The 22,076-nt window shown below is 58.1% G+C and carries 13 protein-coding genes, 2 tRNA genes, 3 rRNA genes and 1 pseudogene; 10 read left to right on the top strand and 9 right to left on the bottom strand.

Annotated features, from left to right (window positions below; translation table 11 throughout):
* Window positions 1–83 precede the first annotated feature (83 nt).
* Entirely contained in the window at window positions 84–422 is a 339-nt protein-coding gene (locus KI231_RS00710; RefSeq protein WP_103306853.1) for a tryptophan synthase subunit beta, read from the top strand.
* A 135-nt stretch (window positions 423–557) separates the two neighbouring features.
* Here the strand turns inward: KI231_RS00710 and lapD are convergent, their stop codons facing one another.
* Window positions 558–2,504 (bottom strand): cyclic di-GMP receptor LapD, encoded by a 1,947-nt coding sequence (gene lapD, locus KI231_RS00705; protein WP_213027161.1) that lies wholly within the window; start codon window positions 2,502–2,504, stop codon window positions 558–560.
* Window positions 2,505–2,518: 14 nt separating this feature from the next.
* Window positions 2,519–3,211: a cysteine protease LapG gene (gene lapG, locus KI231_RS00700; RefSeq protein ID WP_213027160.1), complete on the bottom strand. Its 693-nt coding sequence runs from the start codon at window positions 3,209–3,211 to the stop codon at window positions 2,519–2,521.
* A 196-nt stretch (window positions 3,212–3,407) separates the two neighbouring features.
* On the opposite strand from lapG, the gene KI231_RS00695 reads away from it, so the two are divergent.
* The 5 genes from KI231_RS00695 (at window position 3,408) to KI231_RS00675 (ending at window position 10,491) form a co-directional block, all read left to right on the top strand.
* Complete coding sequence (locus KI231_RS00695) at window positions 3,408–4,118, top strand: GntR family transcriptional regulator (RefSeq protein WP_213027159.1); 711 nt, start codon at window positions 3,408–3,410, stop codon at window positions 4,116–4,118.
* 771 nt (window positions 4,119–4,889) lie between these two features.
* On the top strand, window positions 4,890–5,666 hold the full coding sequence (locus tag KI231_RS00690) for a DUF3050 domain-containing protein (protein WP_213027158.1): 777 nt from the start codon (window positions 4,890–4,892) through the stop codon (window positions 5,664–5,666).
* On the top strand, window positions 5,663–6,592 hold the full coding sequence (locus tag KI231_RS00685) for a diiron oxygenase (RefSeq protein ID WP_213027157.1): 930 nt from the start codon (window positions 5,663–5,665) through the stop codon (window positions 6,590–6,592). The genes KI231_RS00690 and KI231_RS00685 overlap by 4 nt, the downstream gene beginning before the upstream one ends.
* A gap of 13 nt (window positions 6,593–6,605) precedes the next feature.
* Window positions 6,606–10,001, top strand: coding sequence for a non-ribosomal peptide synthetase (locus KI231_RS00680; RefSeq protein ID WP_213027156.1), 3,396 nt, complete (start codon window positions 6,606–6,608; stop codon window positions 9,999–10,001).
* Window positions 10,002–10,023: 22 nt separating this feature from the next.
* A complete protein-coding gene (locus KI231_RS00675; RefSeq protein WP_213027155.1) occupies window positions 10,024–10,491 on the top strand; it encodes an SRPBCC family protein in 468 nt (155 codons plus the stop codon).
* Between the two features lie 135 nt (window positions 10,492–10,626).
* Here the strand turns inward: KI231_RS00675 and KI231_RS30220 are convergent, their stop codons facing one another.
* Window positions 10,627–11,412 (bottom strand): methyl-accepting chemotaxis protein, encoded by a 786-nt coding sequence (locus KI231_RS30220; RefSeq protein WP_371857642.1) that lies wholly within the window; start codon window positions 11,410–11,412, stop codon window positions 10,627–10,629.
* Window positions 11,413–11,481: 69 nt separating this feature from the next.
* Window positions 11,482–12,507, bottom strand: a pseudogene (locus KI231_RS30215) (HAMP domain-containing protein); the annotation flags it as partial.
* Between the two features lie 329 nt (window positions 12,508–12,836).
* Between KI231_RS30215 and KI231_RS00665 the strand changes: the two are divergent.
* The 4 genes from KI231_RS00665 to KI231_RS00650 all read left to right on the top strand — a co-directional run bounded on the left by KI231_RS00665 (window position 12,837) and on the right by KI231_RS00650 (window position 18,186).
* Window positions 12,837–13,337, top strand: a complete 501-nt coding sequence (locus KI231_RS00665) for a sigma-70 family RNA polymerase sigma factor (RefSeq protein WP_103306844.1) — start codon at window positions 12,837–12,839, stop codon at window positions 13,335–13,337.
* Window positions 13,337–14,338 carry a FecR domain-containing protein gene (locus tag KI231_RS00660; RefSeq protein WP_213027154.1) on the top strand — a complete coding sequence of 334 codons (1,002 nt, stop codon included), beginning with the start codon at window positions 13,337–13,339 and terminating at the stop codon, window positions 14,336–14,338. The genes KI231_RS00665 and KI231_RS00660 overlap by 1 nt, the downstream gene beginning before the upstream one ends.
* 87 nt (window positions 14,339–14,425) lie before the next feature.
* On the top strand, window positions 14,426–16,930 hold the full coding sequence (locus KI231_RS00655) for a TonB-dependent siderophore receptor (RefSeq protein ID WP_213027153.1): 2,505 nt from the start codon (window positions 14,426–14,428) through the stop codon (window positions 16,928–16,930).
* A 77-nt stretch (window positions 16,931–17,007) separates the two neighbouring features.
* Complete coding sequence (locus tag KI231_RS00650; protein WP_103306841.1) at window positions 17,008–18,186, top strand: PepSY-associated TM helix domain-containing protein; 1,179 nt, start codon at window positions 17,008–17,010, stop codon at window positions 18,184–18,186.
* 72 nt (window positions 18,187–18,258) lie between these two features.
* Here the strand turns inward: KI231_RS00650 and rrf (KI231_RS00645) are convergent.
* From rrf (KI231_RS00645) to KI231_RS00625, 5 genes are all read right to left on the bottom strand, one after another.
* Window positions 18,259–18,374, bottom strand: a 5S ribosomal RNA gene (gene rrf / locus KI231_RS00645).
* A gap of 105 nt (window positions 18,375–18,479) precedes the next feature.
* Window positions 18,480–18,595: ribosomal RNA gene (gene rrf / locus KI231_RS00640) — 5S ribosomal RNA — on the bottom strand.
* A 155-nt stretch (window positions 18,596–18,750) separates the two neighbouring features.
* A 23S ribosomal RNA gene (locus KI231_RS00635) occupies window positions 18,751–21,644 on the bottom strand.
* A 247-nt stretch (window positions 21,645–21,891) separates the two neighbouring features.
* Window positions 21,892–21,967, bottom strand: a tRNA-Ala gene (locus KI231_RS00630).
* Between the two features lie 30 nt (window positions 21,968–21,997).
* A tRNA-Ile gene (locus tag KI231_RS00625) sits at window positions 21,998–22,074 on the bottom strand.
* Window positions 22,075–22,076: the final 2 nt, after the last annotated feature.

The following is a 22,076-nucleotide window of genomic DNA, read 5'->3' as shown; positions in this document are numbered from 1 at the left end:
ATTGCGTCACCGCACCGCATACTTGCGCGCAGTTGGCTATGCTGCTGACAGCATGACGCTGGTTCATTTCCGAGGGATGCTCAATGTTTTACGTGCAACGCGATGCGCAAGGCCAGTTGATTCGCGTGGAAGCTGCGGCGTACGCCGAGGCCACGGAAACGCTGCCGGCCGACCACCACGAAATCCAGGCGTGGTACGCCAACGAAGCCGTGGAAAACAGCCTCAAACAGCTCAAGCAGAGCGACTTTGAAATGATTCGGGTACTCGACGACCTGATTCAGGTGCTGACCCAGAAAGGCGTGATCCGCGTCACCGACCTGCCGCCGGCAGCGCAGGCCAAGCTGATGGACCGTACCCAGGCACGGGAAGCGTTGGGCGGGTTGAGTCAGTTGATTGATGATGAAGAGACCGGGTTGATCTGATGTTCCAGGGCTGATCGCTCCCACGCTCCGCGTGGGAATGCATCAAGGGACGCTCTGCGTTCCGGCCGCACCGCTCAACTACCTTTGTGACGCAGAGCGTCACGGGCTGCATTCCCACGCGGAGCGTGGGAACGATCAGTTCCAGGGCTTCGGCTCACCGAACAACTGCCCCTGAACCCCATACAAGCCCATCTCGCGAATCACCGACAACTCCCCTTCCGTCTCCACCCGCTCGGCAATCAGCGGCAGGTCAATGCTGTGCGCCGCGCGCTGGATCGCTTCGATGAACAGACGCTTGTCGCTCTCCTGATCAATCGCGCGAATATAGCTGCCGTCGATCTTCAGGTAAGCCAGCCCCAGTCGCGCCAGATTGCCGATCATGCTGAAGCGTCCGCCAAAGCGTTGCAGGCTCAGCGAGAAACCCAGTTCACGCAGACGTCGGGTCAACTGCTCCAGCACCGCTTGCTCCGGCAATTGCTCTTCGCCGATTTCCAGGGTCAGGCGTGGGCCAAGGTTGGAATGCGCGCGCAGGATCTCGAAGACTTTGTTCAGCGCCTGCGTATCGGCCAGGGTCGCCGAGGACAGGTTCAGCGCCAGCGAATCCTCATGCGCTTTCATCTGCTCCAGTACACGTTCGAGCATCAAGCGATCCAGGCGCGCGGTCCAGCCGAAACGCTCCAGCCATGGCAGAAAACGCCCGGCCGGAATGGTCTGGCCCTGCTCATCGAGCAAACGCGACAGCACTTTGTAATGCAGCACCAGTTGCGTGTCCTGTGCGGCCACCACCGGCTGGAAATACAGCTCGAAACGTTGCTGACTCAACGCCTGATCCAGCAGGCGATGCCAGGCATGGTGATCGTCACCGACATCCGCCGTCAGGCTCTGATCGATGCACGCCCAGTTCTGCTCGCCCTGCCCCTCGGCCTGCGCCAGCGCTTGATCGCCAAGGGTCAGCACGGCTTGCGGCGAGTCGCCGTGGGCGAACGGCGCGAGGCCGATGGAGGCGACCGCCGGCACATCCGTCGCGCCCGTTGCGTGCAAGCTGCCCAGCGCGCTGTCGAGGTTCTGCGCCAGTTGCAGCGCTTCCTCACGTACCAGCCCCGGCGCCAGCACGGCGAATTCACCGCCGCGAATACGGGTGACGAGGTTTTGCGTTTCCGGGTATTTGGCGCATTCGCGCGACAGTTGCTCGCCGACCGCTTTCAACAATTCGTCGGTGCGCTGACCACCGAGACGCTGGTTGAGCCCGGCCAGGTCCTTGACCCGCAACAGCAGCAGATAACCGGAACTGGCCTGCTCCGGGTTGCTCACCCGATTGTTCAACTGCATCTCGAAATAGCGTCGGTTAGCCAGACCGGTAAGGTTGTCCTGATAGGACTCGGTGCGCAGTTTTTCACTGCGCTCGGCCTGCTCCTGGAACAGCGCCTTGAGCTTCTCGACCATCTGATTCATCGCTTGCACCACGCGACGCAACTCAGGGGTGCGCGGCAATTCCGGCAGGCTGAGGAATTCGCGACGGGCGATGGCGTGGGACTGTTTGACCATGTAATCCAGCGGCTTCAATTGCCGGCGTAGCAACAACGCACCGAGCACCGCACTTACCGCGCCGCAGATCAGCAGCCAGCCAAGGCTGCCCAACGCGCTCTGCCAGAGCTTGGCCACGGCGAACATCGGATGGCTGACCACCTCGACCCGGGCTGCCTGCTCCCAGCCACGGCTGACCAGCGCGTCGCCACCGGCCGGCTCCAGACCAATCAACTTGACGAACCAGTCCGGCACATTGGTGACGGCCGGGATGCCGTTGCGCTCAACAATCGTCTGGTCAGTCTTCAGATCGACCACACGGATGCTCGCATAATAACCGCTGTCGAAGATCGAGCTGACCAGCAATTCGACCATCGCCGGATCGTCGATATTCGGCGTCAGCGACAACGCCAGCGCCGTGGCAGCGTCCTGGGCGTGGGAGCGCAACTGGTTGACGTACTGGGTGCGCGAGCTCTCCAGACTGACCATGAAGCTGCCGGTGAAGGCGACCACCAGGAACAGACAGATAGCGATCAACAGCTGTTTGAACAAAGACATCTGAGCGCGTGCTCCTAGTTAATCGTTTCGACCGGAAAACCTTCGGCCTGCATTTTCTTCAACACATCCTGCCAGCGCGACAGGCGTTTGGTATCGCCAACCTTTTTGTTGCCCTTGGCCCCCGGCAGATACAGACCCTCTGCATTGAAAGAGTAGACCGGCAGCAAATCGGTTCGCTGGGAGGCAGGCTGGATCGGATCAATCAGGCTGTCGAGCACCAGCGGCATGGCATCGGCAGTGGCATAGTACGTCAGCACCATGTGCGCGCGGTTCTGGCGCAGGGCCTTGACGTAGGTGATGCGCAGCTTGTCACTGGAAACCCCGAGATGGCGCAGGCTGAAATACTTGGCGATCGCATAGTCTTCGCAGTCGCCGGCGCCCTTCCATAGCGCTTCGATGGGGGTTTCCCAATAGTCGACCTCGTGCCACAGGTCGATGTCCTCGACGTAGCGCATCTGTTTGTTGAAAAACAGGTTCACCACTTTGAGCTTTTCCATTTCGCTGACTTGTTTCTGCGTGGCCAACAGATTTTGCCAGGCGTCGATCCGCTGCTGGCCGGCGCCCAGCGGTCCATAGAGGGTCGTGGCCTTGCGGCTGATGGCGGAAAAATCCCAATCGGCATGCAGACCGCCCAGCATGAGGCTGGCCAGCAGCAGTGCGCAGCCTAGCCAGCGCAGAGTCCGGGGGATCGCGAAACGTACCGCCACAGCAGGTTTCCGGGGGGCAGGAAGGAAAGCGTTTGATGGTGAAGCTTAGCCCGCCAAAAAACAATGGCACCATGAGATCATCGCCAGCGCGCTAAACTGTTTTCAGGCACACAACCTTTACACGGTTTGACAACTTGTAGAGCAATCACTAGTGTCCTTTGGATCCAAATTCCGCCGACATACAGGGTGCGTAGTCGTGACACAGAAGCCCAAACCGCTACAGAGCATCAAAGTCGATGGGCCGATTCCCGCGCACCTGGCCCGCTCGATCATCGAAGAAACCTTGCGTGCTGCCATCCTCGATGGTCGTTTGCCGTGCGGCACCGCCCTGCGCCAGCAGGATCTGGCCGATCTGTTCGGTGTCAGTCGCATGCCTGTGCGCGAAGCCTTGCGCCAGCTCGAAGCGCAGGAACTGCTGAGCGTTACCGCACACAAGGGCGCCGTGGTTGCGCCGTTGATTCAGGGTGACGCCACGGAAACCTACGAATTGCGGATCCTGCTAGAGACCGAAGCCATGCGCCAGTCCATTGCGCTGCTGACGCCAGCCGATCACGCTCGCGCCGCCGGTTATATCGAAGAACTCGAAACGCAACACGACTACACGGAAATCGGCCGTCTCAACCGCTTGTTCCACATGGCGCTGTATTGCAAAGCTCCCAACCAGCGCCTGTTGCGCCTGGTCGAAGACGGACTCAACGAGGAAGAACGTTTCCTGCGCTTCAACCTTGAAGCGATGGGCCTGGGCAAACTCTCTCAGGACGATCACCGTGCCATGCTGCAAGCGGTGGTCGAGCGCGATATCGATCACGCCGTCGCACTGCTCAAACAACACCTCAACCGCGGTGTCGAGGTTATCACCCGCTATCTCGCAAGCCCCGCCGGACAACAGCGCAAAGCCGCGCGCTGAACCCTGCACGCCGGGCCCGGACCAGTGCGTCTGCCCGGCGAATAACCCGCTTACAAATCCCTCCTGCCGACAGCCACGAATCTGCTGGCATATCCCCGTCTTCGCTCTACCCTCCCTGCGCCGATCAGCCCGGAAATTGCACTCCTGCAATGAAAAATCGGTAATAGCCGTGGCGGCCATTTACCCGCACTCTTGAACAGCCAACCCAAAAAAGAACGGGCGACGCACCGCACCGCCGGCGCAGTCCCCGCAACAGGAACCTACGGAAGGAGCCTTGTCACGGGAAAAGGAAAGAATCGGCGTCGTTGCGGGCCAACTTTCATCCCCTCAAAAAACTTCATTCTTTTAATTAAAAAGTTGCTTCGAGTGAGGCATTCACTCTGTTTATTCGATTTTGGCCTTTATTAGCCGAAAGGAGTAACTACGCCCAAATAAAACTTATTCAAATAGTTTTATCGGACACTCTCATATTTGAAAAAACGACAACTAAAAATAATCAAAATTACACTTGTTAAGTTGTTTGGCGATGTATTAGTTTTTCTCCGCCGAGCTTGAACTCCACGACCCAGGCAAGCACCGGCCAACAGCCAGGGTACCAACGGGCAGTAAAGTGCCTGAGCCGCCCTGCAGTAGCGCCCATACATTTAATGCAACTTCAATGATTTGTATGCGGCCGTCGCTCGCCTGGAAAAAAGAATAACAAGCCGCTGTTCCATTGATTGCGAAGTTGAAATAACACAGCCATTTCATATCAAGGATAAAGGCCCCGTCATGTCTCCAACAAAGCAACAACTCGCCCTGAAGAAAGCCGAACTCAGCGCTCACCCGATATTCGCCGAGATCAATTCAATGACTGTTTTGCGCCGTTTCATGGAAACCCACGTGTTTGCCGTGTGGGATTTCATGTCGCTGACCAAGCGCTTGCAACAGGAACTGACCTGCACCCGCCTGCCTTGGCTGCCGCCGCGTGATCCGCATGCAGCCCGACTGATCAACGAGATTGTTCTCGGCGAGGAATCCGACGACCGCTTGAGCCACGGTCATTACAGCCATTTCGAGTTGTACCTGGACGCGATGCGCGAAGTCGGTGCGAGCACCGCGGCGGCGGAGCGCTTCGTCGCGCTGCAGCAGGAAGGCGTGAGTTATGACGTAGCGCTGCAAAGCGTCGAGGTCGACCCGGCCGCCGCGCAATTTGTCCGCGACACCTTGCGTATTGCCCTGCATGCACCGGGGCACAGCGTTGCTGCCGCGTTTCTGCATGGCCGCGAAAGTGTGATTCCGACCATGTTCCAGCGCATCCTCGACGACTGGGGCATCGGCATCGAACAGGCGCCGACCTTTCGCTATTACCTGGAACGGCACATCGAGGTCGACTCCGAGGATCACGGTCCGGCGGCGGAGCAACTGCTGGAGCGTCTGGTCGATGGCGATCCGCAGCGCGAAGCCGAGGTTTACGCCAGCGCCATCGCCGCCGTGGAAAGCCGCATCGCCTTGTGGGATGGCCTGCGGGTGAGCATGCGCGAGCCATTGGCGGAGGTGGCCCAATGAACGCCGCCGACTATCAATCCTTCGCCGAGGCCTGGGAAGGCCGCGCGACCATCCGTACCCGCCCGCGGCGGATGCTGGAAAACGACGAACGCCTGATCTATCCGCTCAGTCGCCAACCGTTGGTGCTCAGCGACACCTTCCTGCGTGAGTGCCCGCAGCAGCGTGATTTCGCTCTGGTGCAGACGCTGTACAAGTTCATCAATGACGTGGTGATTTTCGAGACTGAAATCGTCGACAAGACCGCACGCAGCATCGCCAAGAACCGCTTCGCCGTGGCGTTCCCTTTCGCTTGCCGTTACGACGCGATGACCGTGGTGGTCGACGAGGACTACCACGCGCTGGTGGCCATGGATTTCATGCAGCAAACGGTGGCCATGACCGGCATCGAGCCAATCGAACTGCCCGACGAAATCGAGCTGAGCCGGGCCATCCCCGCCGCAATTGCATTGGCACCGGAACACCTGCGCAGCGCCGTCGAGCTGATCTGCGTGGCCATCGCCGAGAACACCGTGACCGGCGATGTCGCGGCGTTCGCCCGGGACGACACGGTCAAGCCGTCGATCAAGGGCCTGATGGCCGACCACTTGCTCGATGAGGGCCGCCATTCGAGCTTCTGGGCGCGGATGGTGCGCATCTATTGGCACACCGCAAGCACAGCGGATCGCGAAGCCATTGCGCAGATCCTGCCGGTGTTCATCGGCCATTACCTGACCAACGACATCCAGAAAGCCTTCGACCTGCGCCTGATCGATGCCCTGCCGGTCAGCGAGGCCACACGCCATTCGCTGAAGGAGGAAATGACCGGACTGGCCTTCCCGATCAATCGCCACCATCCGCTGGTGGGCAACATCGTCAAGTTCTTCCACAGCAGTTCGCTGCTCGACACACCGTGCGTGCAGCACGCCCTGCGCGATTACCTGGTTTGATGAGGAGGCCGACATGAAACGTCTCGACATTTTGCTGATTGGCGTCAGCCAGGCCATGACCGACCTGGCGCATGAACTTGAACAACACGGTCATTCATTGGCGCGTAGCGGCGCCGCGCAACCGACGATGGATTTGATCATCGACGAAGGCTTCATCGGCGCCGGCGATTTCTGCGCCATCCCCCACCTGCATCTGCGTTTGGGTGTCGGGGCGCAGAGCCTTGCCGGTCTGCCGTCACTCGACCTGCTGTGCTTCCTGGGTTCGTCACTGATCAGCCGCGTGCCGATTGCCGATGAGCCGTCCGGCAACGGCCAGGCACTGCGGCAAAGAGTGCTGGCGCAAGTGGTGGACGAAGTGTCGTTGCTGGTCAGCCGCTATTCCCGCGACCCGGAATATTTCCAGCAAGCCACTGCGGTGACTGCGCCGGATTTCGAACGGATGGAAAACCTGCTGTTCCTCGACAGCCTGGCTTACGTCCATCGCCTCAACGACACGACGAATGTGCCACTGCTGCAACAAGCGCAGATTCCACTGATCGAGCGTCTGCAACAGAGCCTGATCCGTCATGCTGATCGTCCAGCGCTGCACCTCGCCGAGCAGTCGATCAGCTATCGCCAGTTGCATGCGCACAGTCGGGCGATTCAACAGCGCTTGCAGCCCCTGCTCGACCAGCATCCGCAACCCTGGGTCGTCGGCATCTGCCTGCGGAAAAGCCCGGCGCTGTTCGCCTCGATTCTGGCGATCCTCGGCAGCGGCGCGGTGTACCTGCCGCTGGAGCCGAGCCATCCGTTGCAGCGCCAGCAATACATCCTGCAAAACGCCGGCGCGTTGCTGTTGCTGCACGACGGTTCGCATCCGCTCAGCGAGTCGATCCCGGGGCTGGATGTCAGCCGCATCGACAGCCTCGATGCCGACCTTTCGCAACCGTTGATGCGCCAGCGCCCCGAACTCGATGCGCCGTGCATGGCGCTCTACACCTCGGGCACCACCGGGCATCCAAAAGGAGTGCTGCTCAGCCAGACCAACCTTGCGCACTTCACCGCGTGGTACGCCGACTACGTGCAGTTGCACGCTGAGAGTCGGGTGTTGCAGTTCTCTTCGCTGAGCTTCGATTCGTCACTGATCGACATCTTCCCGACCCTGCTCACAGGCGCCGAACTGGTGGTGCCCGACGACACGCAGCGGCGCGATCCACTGCAACTGGTGGCGCTGGTCCGCCGCCGACAGTTGACCCATGCCTTCTTGCCGCCGGCACTGTTGAGCATCCTGCCGCTGGAGCAACTGCAAGGCGTGCAACAGGTGATGACCGGCGGCGATGTTTGCGAACCGTTCGTCATCGAGCAACTGACTCGACAAGGCGAACTGCACAACCTCTATGGCCCCACGGAAGCCACGGTGCTGATCACCGCCCGACAGCTCAAACCCGGCGACAGCAACCGCAGCCTCGGCGCGCCGATCGCCAACAGCCAGGTGCTGATTCTCGATGACGACCTGCAACCGGTGACGCAGCACACCGTCGGCGAATTGTTCATCGTCGGCCCCGGTGTCTGCCTCGGCTATCTGAACAATCCACAGCAGACTGCCGAGCGCTATCTGAAGTTGAATCTGCCGGACGGCCAACAGCTGCGCGCCTACCGCAGTGGCGACATGGCCAAGTGGGGCGAGCACGGCATCGAGCTGTGCGGGCGGCGCGACAATCAGGTGAAGATCCGCGGTTTCCGGGTCGAGCCGGAAGAGATCGAACGCTGCCTGCGCGAGAGCCAGCTGTACCGGCAAATCGCCGTGGTGATCGATAGTCAGCGACGGATTCTGGCGTTCCTCGCCCGGCCGCAATCGGACGCTGCCCGCGATGCGCTGAAAGCCCACGCCCAGCAATTTTTGCCGGACTACATGCAGCCGGTAGCGTGGACTGAATTGCCGCACCTGCCATTCGCCAGCAACGGCAAAGTCGACCGAAAAGCGCTGCTGGCATTGCCGGTAAGCGTGCAGGACAGCGGGCCGAAATGCCTGCCGGCAAACGAGGACGAAGCGCTGCTGCTGCAGATCTGGGCCGAGTTGCTGGAGCTGCCGACCAGCGACATTTCCACCGACGAAAGCTTCTTCAATCTCGGTGGTCACTCGATTCTGCTGTCGCGGATGTTGCTGCGCCTGCGTGAAGAGTTCGGTCGCAGCATCTCGATCAATCGCTTCATCGAACTGCCGACCATCATCAAACTCGCGACCCTGGTGCGCGGTACCGATGACAGCGCCGTGCTCAGCGCCCAGGCCATGGCCGACGCCGAACGCACGCTGGATATCGAGCCGCTGCCGATCAGTCGCATGGGCGATGTGCACAAGGTGATTGTCACGGGTGCCAACAGCTTTGTCGGCGTGCACATCGTCGAGGCGCTGCTCGGTTGGGGCGCCAGCGAAGTGGCGTGTCTGGTGCGCGACGGTGGTGGGCAAACGGCGGCGCAACGCTTCGCCCAGGCGTTGCGCGAGAACCGCCTCGAACATCTGGACCTGAGTCGGGTGCGGGTTTACGCGGCTGACATCTGCCGCCCGCAACTGGGGCTGACTGACGGCGATTATCAGCGGCTGGATCGCGAGTTCGGCGCACTGGTGCACAACGCCGCCAACGTCAATCACGTCCTCGATTACGAGTCGTTGGCAGCGGACAACGTCGAACCTATTTTCGAACTGCTGCGCCTGTGCGAAGGGCGCAGCAAAAAGGTCTTCAATTTCGTCTCGACGCTGTCGGCTTCAAGCACCGTTGATGCCGAGGGTCGCGTGCTGGAATTGCCCGCTGCAACGACGCCACCGATCTACATTCGCAACGGCTACAACCTGTCGAAATGGGTGGGCGAGCGCATCCTTGAACGGGCGCGCGAACGCGGTGTGCGCGTCAACCTGTATCGCCCCGGCAACATCAGCTTCAACAGCCTCAGTGGCGTCTGCCAGCCGCACAAAAACCGTTTGATGCTGATGCTCAAAGGCTCGATCCAGCTCGGTCAGGTGCCGGCCTTCGCATTGAATTTCGACCTGATGCCGGTGGACTTTCTCGCCCGTTTCATCGCTTTCCATGCCAGCCGTTATTCGCCCGAGCGGGCGGTGTTCAACCTGCACAACCCCGAGCCCTTGAGCTGGGACGCCTATGTCGCCTCGTTCCGCGAAACCGGCAGCGAATTCTCGCTGGTCAGCGTCGCCGACTGGCAGCAACAGCTCGGGCGAGTCGATGCCGACAACGCGCTGTTCGGCGTGCTCGGTTTCTACCTCAACGGTTTCGAGGAAGACATCGGCGACATCTCCCTCATCGGTCACGCCAATGCGCAAGCCGGCGTGCAGCAGATGGGCGCGCACTACCCGCAGAAATCCCCGGCGCTGCTGCGTCGCGGCTGCGATTACCTGAAAGAAATCAACTTCATCTAGTTCATCCAAAAGGAGCAACACCATGAGCACTCTGCAACCTGACACCCTGATCAAAAACCCTCACGGCTGCCACGTGGTTTCTTCGGTAGACGTGCCGGCAGACGCGGCACAGGTCTGGGCGGTGGTCGGCAACTTCGGCGGCTTCGACCAGTTCATTCCGGCGCTGTCGCACATCGAAATGACCGGCGAAGGCGTGTCCTCGCTACGCAAGAAATTTTTCAAGGATGGCAACGTGGTGGTCGAGCAACTCAACTCCCGCGACGAGCAGGCGCGGAGCATGACCTGGACAACGATCTACAACACCTTGGGCGTGGCCAATCTGTGGGCGGCGATGAATGTGGAATCGCTGGGGGCGGGGAAGTCGCGGGCGACCTGGACGATTATTGCCGAACCGGCTTCTGGCGGCGAGGAGGCGCTGCCGGGGTTCAAGGACTTCGTGCAGGGGTTTGCCGATGATGCGATGGGGAATGTTTTAAAGCTGTTTGTTTAAAGCTTTAGTTCAGCGGTGATTGCACCACCGCTATCGCTGGCAAGCCAGCTCCCACAGGTTCCAGGTCGGTCACACATGCTGTGTTCGCCAGAAATCCTGTGGGAGCGGGCTTGCCCGCGATGAACGATAACGCGGTCAGATTTTGAAGCTGTCGACCAACTGCTTCAGGCGATTGGCCTGCTGCGACAACGCATCACAATCCTTCAACGTCTCGTTGAGGTTGGCCACGCTCTGCTGGTTCAACAAGTTGATCTGGTTGACGTCGACGTTGAGGGTTTCCACCACCGCCGTCTGCTCTTCCGTTGCGGCAGCGACCGACTGGTTCATGCCGTCGATTTCGCCAATGCGCTGGGTCACGCTGACCAGACGCAAACCGGCCTGGTTGGCCACTTCAACGCTCTGCTCGCTGGACGCCTGGCTGGCGTTCATGGTGCTGACCGCTTCACGCGAACCGACCTGCAACGAAGTGATCATCTTGTGGATCTCTTCCGCCGATTCCTGGGTGCGGTGAGCAAGGTTACGCACCTCGTCCGCCACCACCGCAAAACCACGACCCGCTTCACCGGCACGCGCCGCTTCGATGGCCGCGTTGAGCGCCAACAGGTTGGTCTGCTGCGAGATGCCTTTGATCACATCGAGGATGTGGCCGATGTTGTCGGTGCTGGCATTCAGGGTTTCGATCTGGGTGCACGACAGGCTGATCTTCTGCGACAGCTCGGTCATCGCCAGAATGGTTTGCTCAACCACCTGACGGCCGTCATCGGCCTGCTCGCTGGCACCGCTGGCGTGTTGCGATGCGTCGGCGGCGTTGCGGGCGATTTCCTGCGTGGCGGCGCCCAGTTCGTTGATCGCGGCGGCGACGCTGTTGGTGCGCGCACTTTGCTCGTCGGAGCCGACGATGGAGGCGTTGGACGAGGCCATCACGCGTTGCGACAGGTCATGGACCTGACGGGTTGCCGACGACACTTCGGAAATCGACGCATGAATCCGTTCTACGAACTGGTTGAACGAGCTGCCCAGTTCACCGAATTCGTCTTTGCTTTCCACGACCAGACGACGAGTCAGATCGCCTTCGCCCTGAGCGATGTCCTGCATCGCGCGGCCCATGGTGATCAGGGGACGCATCAACACAGTGATCAACAGACTCAGGAACACGGCAATGGCGCCTACCGCCACGAACATCGCGATCAGCGCCGAGGTACGGAACTGGCTCAGTGCGGCGTAGGCTTTATCGCGATCAATCGACAGACCGATGTACCACTCGGCATTCGGCAGACCGGTGACCGGGGTGAACGACAGGATGCGCTCCTGACCGTTGAGCACCACGTTCTGATTGCCCTTCTCGATGCGCACGTTGGCGTTCGGATAGATGTCCTTCAGGTTCTTCATCACCTGATCTTTGTCCGGGCTGACGATCACCTGACCGTCGCCGCTGACCAGGAATGCATGGCCGAGGCCACCGAAGTCCACCGAGTTGATGATCTTCACCAGGGTTTCCAGGCTCAGGTCACCGCCGACCACACCGAGCAGTTCGCCGTTCTTTTTCACCGGCATGGCGATGGTCACCACCAAACCACCGACGGCGGCCATGTAAGGCGGCGTCAGCATGGTTTTGTCGGCGGCGACCGCTTGCTTGTACCAAGGACGCTGACGCGGGTCGTAACCGTCCGGCATCTTCGCATCAGGGCGCTGGGTGAATACACCGTTGGCCTGGCCGACGTAGGTGAACTGGAAGTTCGAAGTGAAGGCCGGTTGATCAACCAGTCCCGGGAAATCGGCGTCCTTACCCTGGTGGGCAACGTTCTGCGCGAGATTTTCCAGCACCAGGATCCGCCCGCTCATCCAGTTCTGCACGCTGCTGGCGGTCAGGTCGCCGGCCTGCTGTACAGACGACTGCAGATTCTGGCGAATGGTATTCCGCTGCAGATAGTCGTTGTAGAGGGTGAACAAAGCGAAAGCCAGGACCACGACGCCCGAGGCGGCCAACAGGATTTTATGGCTGAACTTGAGATTCATTTCATGGGACTTCTTATGCAAAAGTGGGGATGCGTTCGGGGATGCAACATTCCATGTAGCTCCAAATGTCCAATAGCTGGCAGGCAGCGTTCTGATGGCCGCTCTACTTTGGTGCACGCATGTCTCACCAGTCTGTCGGCACCATTCGCAGAAATCTTAGGGTTGTGAAGGAAATCGATGGCATTTATGGCAGATTCCCGCCGAACGGCGTGCTAGAGCGCCCGCCGAGAAGTTTTTTATAAGCGATGTTTGAGCAGCAGTTGCAAATTCTGTAACCCTTGATGACAATGCGACTAATTATCATTTGTGACGTTCGGGCTGTCGCGTTCATGTCCTCACCTGAGTTTGCAGTACAGGCGCTCTACAGTAGTCATCACGGCTGGCTCAACGCTTGGTTGCGCGCTCGGTTGGGCAACGCCGCCGATGCGGCAGATCTGGCGCAGGACACGTTCGTGCGCCTGCTGCAACGTACCGAACGCCTCGAACTCAAGGCACCCCGCGCCTTCCTGCGTACCATCGCTCGGGGTCTGGTAATCGACCATTGGCGCCGTGAAGAAATCGAACGCGCCTATCTGGAAACCATCGCCCATCTGCCTGAAGCAGAAACGCCGAGTGCCGAAGCCCGGGCGCTGGTCATCGAATTGCTGGAGAACATCGCGCGCATGCTTGAAGGACTGAAGCCGAAAGTGCGTCAGGCATTTCTGCTGGCGCAGTGCGAAGGATTGACCCACAAGCAGATCGCCGAGCACATGGGCTTGTCTCTGCGTTCGGTGGAGCGCTACGTCGCCGATGCGCTGTATCACTGCTATGTGCTGCGGTACGAAAGCTGATGCCTTCGGATAATTTCTCCCTCGGGCGCCGTGCCGAGCCGCAACCGCAAGTGGTCAAACAGGCCATTCACTGGCTGCTGCGCCTGCGCAACAACCACGGCAACTCGCAGTTGAACCGTCAGTGCGAACAGTGGCGTGCCGAACATCATGAGCATGAATTGGCGTGGCAACGGGTGCAGTCGCTGCAAGCCGAGCTGAGCAACAACCTGCGCACGGTGCCCGGCGCACAAGTGGCGTTCAATACGCTGGAAAACAGTGCGCAGGGGTTGGGTCGCCGGCAAGCCTTGAAGCTGTTGTCAGGCGCGTTGTTGATGGGCTCCGCGGCATGGCTGGCCAAGGACACTGCCGCATGGCAGCAGTGGAGCGCCGATTACGCTACAGCGACCGGCGAGCGGCGCGGCTTCCAGTTACCGGACGGTACGCGGATCGAACTCAACACCGCCAGTGCGGTAGATCTGGACTACACGGAGCAGCAAAGGCTAATCAGACTGACGCGTGGCGAAATCATCGTCACCTGTGGCGGCGCGGACGAAGGCGCGTCGGTCGAGCGGCCATTGCGCATACAAAGTCGCCATGGCGTTTATGAGCCGCAGGGTGCGCGGTTCATCCTGCGTCAGGACAGTGATTGCACGCGACTGAGCGTCACCAGTGGGCGCGTCGCCATTCACGCCGCTGGCAGCTCGATCGAAGCGCTCGCCGGGCAGAGTTATCTGATTGATCACCTTCAAGTGCGCCCGGCACCGGCGGTGGATATGGATGTCGGCGCCTGGGTCGATGGCTTGATCGTCACGCGCAATATGCGTCTGGGGGATTTCCTGAGCGAGGTCGGTCGCTATCGTCAGGGCTTTCTCAACTGCGCGTCGGACGCGGCCGATTTGCGCTTGTCCGGTGTGTTCCGCCTGGAGGACACGGACAAGCTGCTGGCCATTCTGCCGCAGACCCTGCCGGTGCAATTGCGCTACCGCACTCGCTGGTGGGTAACCCTGGAACGTGTAGCCTGAAATTATTTTGGCGGGTTTTCGCAGCAAGTCCGGCTTAGTCAGTAAGCACTTCAACTCAGCCTTCGCGACTTCCTACGGAAACCCACAATGACTGTCCGCGCTACCTGTAAGAACCCTCTGTATTTCACTGCCGAATCGGGCCTGCTGCGCCATGCCGTTCGGACTGCGCTGATTTCCACCGCATTGGGTGCTGGGATACTGCCGAGCGTTAGCCTGGCAGTGGGTATCAGTGCCGAAGAAGTCAGCCATCGCTACAACGTCGCCTCCGGGCCTTTGGGTGAAGCGTTGAATCAGTATGCGCGTCAGGCCGGCATCACCTTGGCGATGACGCCACAGCAGACCCAGGGTCGCCAATCTCCGGGCGTACAGGGTGAGTATTCCACCGATCAGGCACTGAGCCATTTGCTCGGCGGTTCGGGTCTGGAAGCGGTCAGCCAGGATGGCAGCAGTTATGTACTGCGTCCGGTAGCCGAAACCGAAGCGCTGGCTCTGCCGACCACGGACATCAAAGGCTTCGCCCTCGGCAACGCGCTGGGCAGCATGGACGGCTACAACGCGACCCACAGCCAGATCGCCACCAAAACCAGCACGGCGCTGCTGGAAACCTCGCAAAGCGTGTCCGTGGTCACTCGTGAGCAAATGGACGACCAGGGCTCGCAAACCGTCTCGCAAGCGATGCGCTACACACCGGGCGTGCTCACCAACCCGTATGGCGCCACGCACCGCTATGACTACGTGGCGATGCGCGGTTTCAACGACGGCTCGGTGGATAACATCTACCTCGATGGCCTCAAGTCGATGGGCGACAGCGGCACCTACAGCACCATGCAGGTGGATCCGTATTTTCTTGAGCGCGTGGACATTCTCAAAGGTCCGTCGTCGGTGCTGTATGGACGCAGTTCGCCGGGCGGTCTGGTGGCACTGACCAGCAAAAAACCTCTCTATGAGGCCTACCATCAGGTTCAAGCCACGATCGGCACTCAGGGCCAGCGCGGGGTCGGTTTCGACTTCAGCGGTCCGGTCGATGACGACAAGCGCATCGCCTATCGTCTGACCGGTTTGACCGATCAGTCCGACACGCAATTCGACCACAACAAGGAAAAACGCTACGCCCTCGCACCGACCCTCAGCATTGATTTCAGCGAGGACACTTCGCTGACACTACAGGCGTATCTGCAACATGACCCGGATGGCGGCTACCACGGTGGCGTACCGGCTGACGGCACGATCCATCAGCGCAATGGCCAGCGGATCTCTCCAAACTTCTTCGAAGGCGAGCCGGGAATCGATGGCTACTCGCGCGATCAGCAGTCGTTCGGTTATCAGTTCGAACACCGCTTCAACGATGTCTTCACCGCACGCCAGAATTTCCGTTACCTCGACTCGAAAGTAAACATGGATCAGGTCTACGCCTATGGCTGGACCACGCCGACCAGCAACGAGCTGAACCGCTACTACACCGGTGGTGACGAGCGCTTGCATGCGTTTATCGTCGACAACATGCTCCAGGCCGAATTCTTCACCGGCGCGACCAAGCACACGGTACTGATGGGTGCGGATTATCAGCGACGCAAGACCGTAGTCGACTGGACCAGCGGTGGCCTCGCGCCGATCAACGCGTTTAACCCGGTTTATGGCAACTCGGCGATCGACATGTACGGTGAGACCAGCTACCTGCGTCGCCTGGAGCAGACCGGCGTTTACCTGCAAGACCTGATCGAGATGGACAAGTGGCGCTTCTCGCTGGGTCTGCGTCAGGACTGGGTCGAGACCTCTGACGAAAATCGCATCGCCGAAGCCGGGCGTCCGCTGGGCACCGAAATCAACGACCGACGCACCAAGCTGACAGGGCGTGCGGGCGCGCTGTATCTGTTCGATAACGGCCTGGCGCCGTATATCAGCTACTCCGAGTCGTTCAACCCCAATTCCTATGCTGACAGCGCGGGCAACCCGCTGGCTCCAACCGATGGCACCCAATGGGAAGTCGGTCTGAAGTATCAGCCACCAGGCACCGATAACCTGTTCACTGCGTCGCTGTTCCGCATCGATCAGGAAAACCTGGCGACCAAACTGCCGCAGGAAAACTTCTATCGCGCTGTAGGCGCTGTTCGCTCTCAGGGGCTGGAACTGGAAGCGCACATGCAGTTGACCGATAACCTGAAGTTACTCGGCAGCTATACCTTCACCGATATCGAATACTCGAAGTCGATGGTCAGCACCCTGAGCACGGCGACCGACGTGATCGAGAACAAAGGCAATTCGCCGACCCAAGCGCCGCGTCATATGGCCTCATTGTGGGCCGACTACAAGTTCGACAGCGCAGCGCTGGATGGCCTTCGTTTAGGCGGCGGTGTGCGTTATGTCGGCTATAGCTGGGCAGATGCCGAAAACACCTTGAAGGTGCCGTCCTACACCTTATTCGACGCATCGATCGGCTATGACTTGGGCAAAGTCGGCTTGAAGGGCGTTGACGTACGTCTCAATGCGAACAATCTGACAAACGAGTCCTACGTGGCTTCCTGCGCCAGTCTGAACTTCTGTTACATGGGTGAAGAGCGCAACGTCGCCGCGACCGTCAGCTACCAGTTCTAAACCATTGCCTTGTGCATAAAAAAGCCAGCCCCTGACCTTCAGGGGCTGGCTTTGTCGTCTCTGTGGGGAAATTTTTCGTGCGCGCATTTCTGGTTTTGTTGCATCGCTATATCGGATTGGCCACAGCAGTGTTTCTGCTGCTGGCCGGGATCACGGGAAGCATTCTGGCGTTCAATCATGAGCTGGATGAGTGGTTGAACCCGCAGTTTTATGCGGCGTCTGCCGAGGGTGAGCGACTGGCACCGGGGGCGCTGGTGGATGCGGTGCAAACGGCTCATCCGAAACTGCAGGTCTGGTACATGGAGTACCCGCATGAGGTCGGGCATACGGCGTTGCTGGCAGCAGTTCCACGCAATGATCCGGCGACCGGCAAGCCGTTCGATGAGCGTAATCAGGTGTTCTATCTGGACCCGGTCAGTGCCGAGCAGAAGGGGCAGCGTTACTGGGGAGAGTGTTGCTTTGCGCGAGAGAACTTTGTCCCGTTCATTCTCGAATTCCACTACAACCTGACGTTGCCGGGTAACTGGGGATTGCTGTTGATGGGGCTGGTCGCCATTGCCTGGGTGATCGATTGTTTTGTGGCGCTGTGGCTGACATTGCCGCGTGGAAAGCCGTTCTGGAAGAAGTGGTCGACCGCCTGGAAGGTGAAAGGCGGGCATGCCTATCGTCTCAACTTCGATCTGCACCGAGCCGGGGGACTATGGCTATGGCTGTTGTTGCTGCCGATCGCGATCAGCAGCGTGGCCATGAACTTGCCGAGTCAGGTGTTCAAGCCCGCAGTGTCGTTGTTTTCAGCAGTTGAACCGAGCGTCTATGAAGCTCGAGGACGAATGCCTCCCTCGGAATTGGGAGTGACTCAACTGAGTTATCAACAGGCTTACGACAGGGCATTGCAGGAGGGGAAAAGGTTGGGGCTGACAGCGGCGATCGGGGAGTTGTATTACAGCTTTGAGTACAACTTTTACGGTGCAGGGTTCGGACAACATGACACCGAGGCCCATGGCAAATCCTGGTTGTTCTTCCATGGTACGGACGGGCGATTATTAGGGCAGGAAATCGCGGGACAGGGAACGTTGGGAGAGCGGTTCTATCGGTTGCAGCTGCCGATACATGGGGGACGGATCATTGGTTTCACTGGGCAAGTAATGATCGCGGTATTAGGTATCTTGATTGCGACATTGTCAGTGACGGGCGTCTACATCTGGTGGCGCAAGTGGCAAGCGCGGCGTATCAGCAAGGCACGTAAAGCCGTTTGATCGTTTGATTTGATAGGCCCTGAAACGAGAAAACCCCTGTCTGGATTAGCAGACAGGGGTCTCGGAATTCAATCTTGACGATGACCTACTCTCACATGGGGAAACCCCACACTACCATCGGCGATGCATCGTTTCACTTCTGAGTTCGGGATGGGATCAGGTGGTTCCAACGCTCTATGGTCGTCAAGAAATTCTGTATCTGGCCCGTCAACACGGTAACAAGCCAGTAAAAAGGGGAACTTCTACTAAAACAAAACCCCAATTGCTTTCGCAATTGGGGTTTCGGAATTTAATCTTGACGATGACCTACTCTCACATGGGGAAACCCCACACTACCATCGGCGATGCATCGTTTCACTGCTGAGTTCGGGATGGGATCAGGTGGTTCCAACGCTCTATGGTCGTCAAGAAATTCGGGTACTGAGTCGTGGCCAGATGGCCTCGCTTCAGCAAATTGGGTATGTGACAGCTGTCGGTGTTTGTGAACATCGAACTTTCGGTTCGTTTCGTCTTCACACACCGCAATCTGGTCTCTTTTGAGTCTACAGATTGCTTGGGTGTTATATGGTCAAGCCTCACGGGCAATTAGTATTGGTTAGCTCAACGCCTCACAGCGCTTACACACCCAACCTATCAACGTCGTAGTCTTCGACGGCCCTTCAGGGAACTCAAGGTTCCAGTGAGATCTCATCTTGAGGCAAGTTTCCCGCTTAGATGCTTTCAGCGGTTATCTTTCCCGAACATAGCTACCCGGCAATGCCACTGGCGTGACAACCGGAACACCAGAGGTTCGTCCACTCCGGTCCTCTCGTACTAGGAGCAGCCCCTCTCAAATCTCAAACGTCCACGGCAGATAGGGACCGAACTGTCTCACGACGTTCTAAACCCAGCTCGCGTACCACTTTAAATGGCGAACAGCCATACCCTTGGGACCGGCTTCAGCCCCAGGATGTGATGAGCCGACATCGAGGTGCCAAACACCGCCGTCGATATGAACTCTTGGGCGGTATCAGCCTGTTATCCCCGGAGTACCTTTTATCCGTTGAGCGATGGCCCTTCCATACAGAACCACCGGATCACTAAGACCTACTTTCGTACCTGCTCGACGTGTCTGTCTCGCAGTCAAGCGCGCTTTTGCCTTTATACTCTACGACCGATTTCCGACCGGTCTGAGCGCACCTTCGTACTCCTCCGTTACTCTTTAGGAGGAGACCGCCCCAGTCAAACTACCCACCATACACTGTCCTCGATCCGGATAACGGACCTGAGTTAGAACCTCAAAGTTGCCAGGGTGGTATTTCAAGGATGGCTCCACGCGAACTGGCGTCCACGCTTCAAAGCCTCCCACCTATCCTACACAAGCAAATTCAAAGTCCAGTGCAAAGCTATAGTAAAGGTTCACGGGGTCTTTCCGTCTAGCCGCGGATACACTGCATCTTCACAGCGATTTCAATTTCACTGAGTCTCGGGTGGAGACAGCGCCGCCATCGTTACGCCATTCGTGCAGGTCGGAACTTACCCGACAAGGAATTTCGCTACCTTAGGACCGTTATAGTTACGGCCGCCGTTTACCGGGGCTTCGATCAAGAGCTTCGCGTTAGCTAACCCCATCAATTAACCTTCCGGCACCGGGCAGGCGTCACACCCTATACGTCCACTTTCGTGTTTGCAGAGTGCTGTGTTTTTAATAAACAGTCGCAGCGGCCTGGTATCTTCGACCGGCATGAGCTTACGGAGCAAGTCCTTCACCCTCACCGGCGCACCTTCTCCCGAAGTTACGGTGCCATTTTGCCTAGTTCCTTCACCCGAGTTCTCTCAAGCGCCTTGGTATTCTCTACCCAACCACCTGTGTCGGTTTGGGGTACGGTTCCTGGTTACCTGAAGCTTAGAAGCTTTTCTTGGAAGCATGGCATCAACCACTTCGTCATCTAAAAGACAACTCGTCATCAGCTCTCGGCCTTAAGATCCCGGATTTACCTAAGATCTCAGCCTACCACCTTAAACTTGGACAACCAACGCCAAGCTGGCCTAGCCTTCTCCGTCCCTCCATCGCAATAACCAGAAGTACAGGAATATTAACCTGTTTTCCATCGACTACGCTTTTCAGCCTCGCCTTAGGGACCGACTAACCCTGCGTCGATTAACGTTGCGCAGGAAACCTTGGTCTTTCGGCGTGGGTGTTTTTCACACCCATTGTCGTTACTCATGTCAGCATTCGCACTTCTGATACCTCCAGCAAGCTTCTCAACTCACCTTCACAGGCTTACAGAACGCTCCTCTACCGCATCATCCTAAGATGATACCCGTAGCTTCGGTGTATGGTTTGAGCCCCGTTACATCTTCCGCGCAGGCCGACTCGACTAGTGAGCTATTACGCTTTCTTTAAAGGGTGGCTGCTTCTAAGCCAACCTCCTAGCTGTCTAAGCCTTCCCACATCGTTTCCCACTTAACCATAACTTTGGGACCTTAGCTGACGGTCTGGGTTGTTTCCCTTTTCACGACGGACGTTAGCACCCGCCGTGTGTCTCCCATGCTCGGCACTTGTAGGTATTCGGAGTTTGCATCGGTTTGGTAAGTCGGGATGACCCCCTAGCCGAAACAGTGCTCTACCCCCTACAGTGATACATGAGGCGCTACCTAAATAGCTTTCGAGGAGAACCAGCTATCTCCGAGCTTGATTAGCCTTTCACTCCGATCCACAGGTCATCCGCTAACTTTTCAACGGTAGTCGGTTCGGTCCTCCAGTTAGTGTTACCCAACCTTCAACCTGCCCATGGATAGATCGCCCGGTTTCGGGTCTATTCCCAGCGACTAGACGCCCTATTAAGACTCGCTTTCGCTACGCCTCCCCTATTCGGTTAAGCTCGCCACTGAAAATAAGTCGCTGACCCATTATACAAAAGGTACGCAGTCACAGAACAAAGTCTGCTCCCACTGCTTGTACGCATACGGTTTCAGGATCTATTTCACTCCCCTCTCCGGGGTTCTTTTCGCCTTTCCCTCACGGTACTAGTTCACTATCGGTCAGTCAGTAGTATTTAGCCTTGGAGGATGGTCCCCCCATATTCAGACAAAGTTTCTCGTGCTCCGTCCTACTCGATTTCATGACCAAGAGATTTTCGCGTACAGGGCTATCACCCACTATGGCCGCACTTTCCAGAGCGTTCCGCTAATCTCAAAGCCACTTAAGGGCTAGTCCCCGTTCGCTCGCCACTACTAAGGGAATCTCGGTTGATTTCTTTTCCTCAGGGTACTTAGATGTTTCAGTTCCCCTGGTTCGCCTCTTGCACCTATGTATTCAGTACAAGATAACCATCTTATGATGGCTGGGTTCCCCCATTCAGACATCTCCGGATCAAAGTCTGTTTGCCGACTCCCCGAAGCTTTTCGCAGGCTACCACGTCTTTCATCGCCTCTGACTGCCAAGGCATCCACCGTATGCGCTTCTTCACTTGACCATATAACCCCAAGCAATCTGGTTATACTGTGAAGACGACATTCGCCGAAAATTCGAATTTCTCAACTAAGAGAACTCACAAATTTTACCTTAGCCTGATCCGTTACCAGTGAAAGTAACGTTCAGTCTATCTTTCTATCACATACCCAAATTTTTAAAGAACGAACTAGTCAAAGACTAGAAATCAACATTCATCATCTCAACGATGGAATGCTCATTTCTAAGCTTTCAAACTTCAGAAGCAGTAGTGGTGGAGCCAAGCGGGATCGAACCGCTGACCTCCTGCGTGCAAGGCAGGCGCTCTCCCAGCTGAGCTATGGCCCCGTATTTCTACAGGCGTTTCCCACACAAAATTGGTGGGTCTGGGCAGATTCGAACTGCCGACCTCACCCTTATCAGGGGTGCGCTCTAACCAACTGAGCTACAGACCCAA

The sequence above is a fragment of the Pseudomonas sp. Seg1 genome (assembly GCF_018326005.1).
GTDB lineage: Bacteria > Pseudomonadota > Gammaproteobacteria > Pseudomonadales > Pseudomonadaceae > Aquipseudomonas.
This window is presented reverse-complemented; position numbering and strand designations above follow the sequence as displayed.

Excerpts from the sequence above, each read along its gene's own strand:
- KI231_RS00710 (WP_103306853.1), top strand. The coding sequence starts at position 84 with ATGTTTTACGTGCAACGCGATGCGCAAGGCCAGTTGATTCGCGTGGAA.
- lapD (WP_213027161.1), bottom strand. The coding sequence starts at position 2,504 with ATGTCTTTGTTCAAACAGCTGTTGATCGCTATCTGTCTGTTCCTGGTG.
- KI231_RS00690 (WP_213027158.1), top strand. The coding sequence starts at position 4,890 with ATGTCTCCAACAAAGCAACAACTCGCCCTGAAGAAAGCCGAACTCAGC.
- KI231_RS00685 (WP_213027157.1), top strand. The coding sequence starts at position 5,663 with ATGAACGCCGCCGACTATCAATCCTTCGCCGAGGCCTGGGAAGGCCGC.
- KI231_RS00680 (WP_213027156.1), top strand. The coding sequence starts at position 6,606 with ATGAAACGTCTCGACATTTTGCTGATTGGCGTCAGCCAGGCCATGACC.
- KI231_RS00675 (WP_213027155.1), top strand. The coding sequence starts at position 10,024 with ATGAGCACTCTGCAACCTGACACCCTGATCAAAAACCCTCACGGCTGC.
- KI231_RS30220 (WP_371857642.1), bottom strand. The coding sequence starts at position 11,412 with ATGGCCTCGTCCAACGCCTCCATCGTCGGCTCCGACGAGCAAAGTGCG.
- KI231_RS00665 (WP_103306844.1), top strand. The coding sequence starts at position 12,837 with ATGTCCTCACCTGAGTTTGCAGTACAGGCGCTCTACAGTAGTCATCAC.
- KI231_RS00660 (WP_213027154.1), top strand. The coding sequence starts at position 13,337 with ATGCCTTCGGATAATTTCTCCCTCGGGCGCCGTGCCGAGCCGCAACCG.
- KI231_RS00655 (WP_213027153.1), top strand. The coding sequence starts at position 14,426 with ATGACTGTCCGCGCTACCTGTAAGAACCCTCTGTATTTCACTGCCGAA.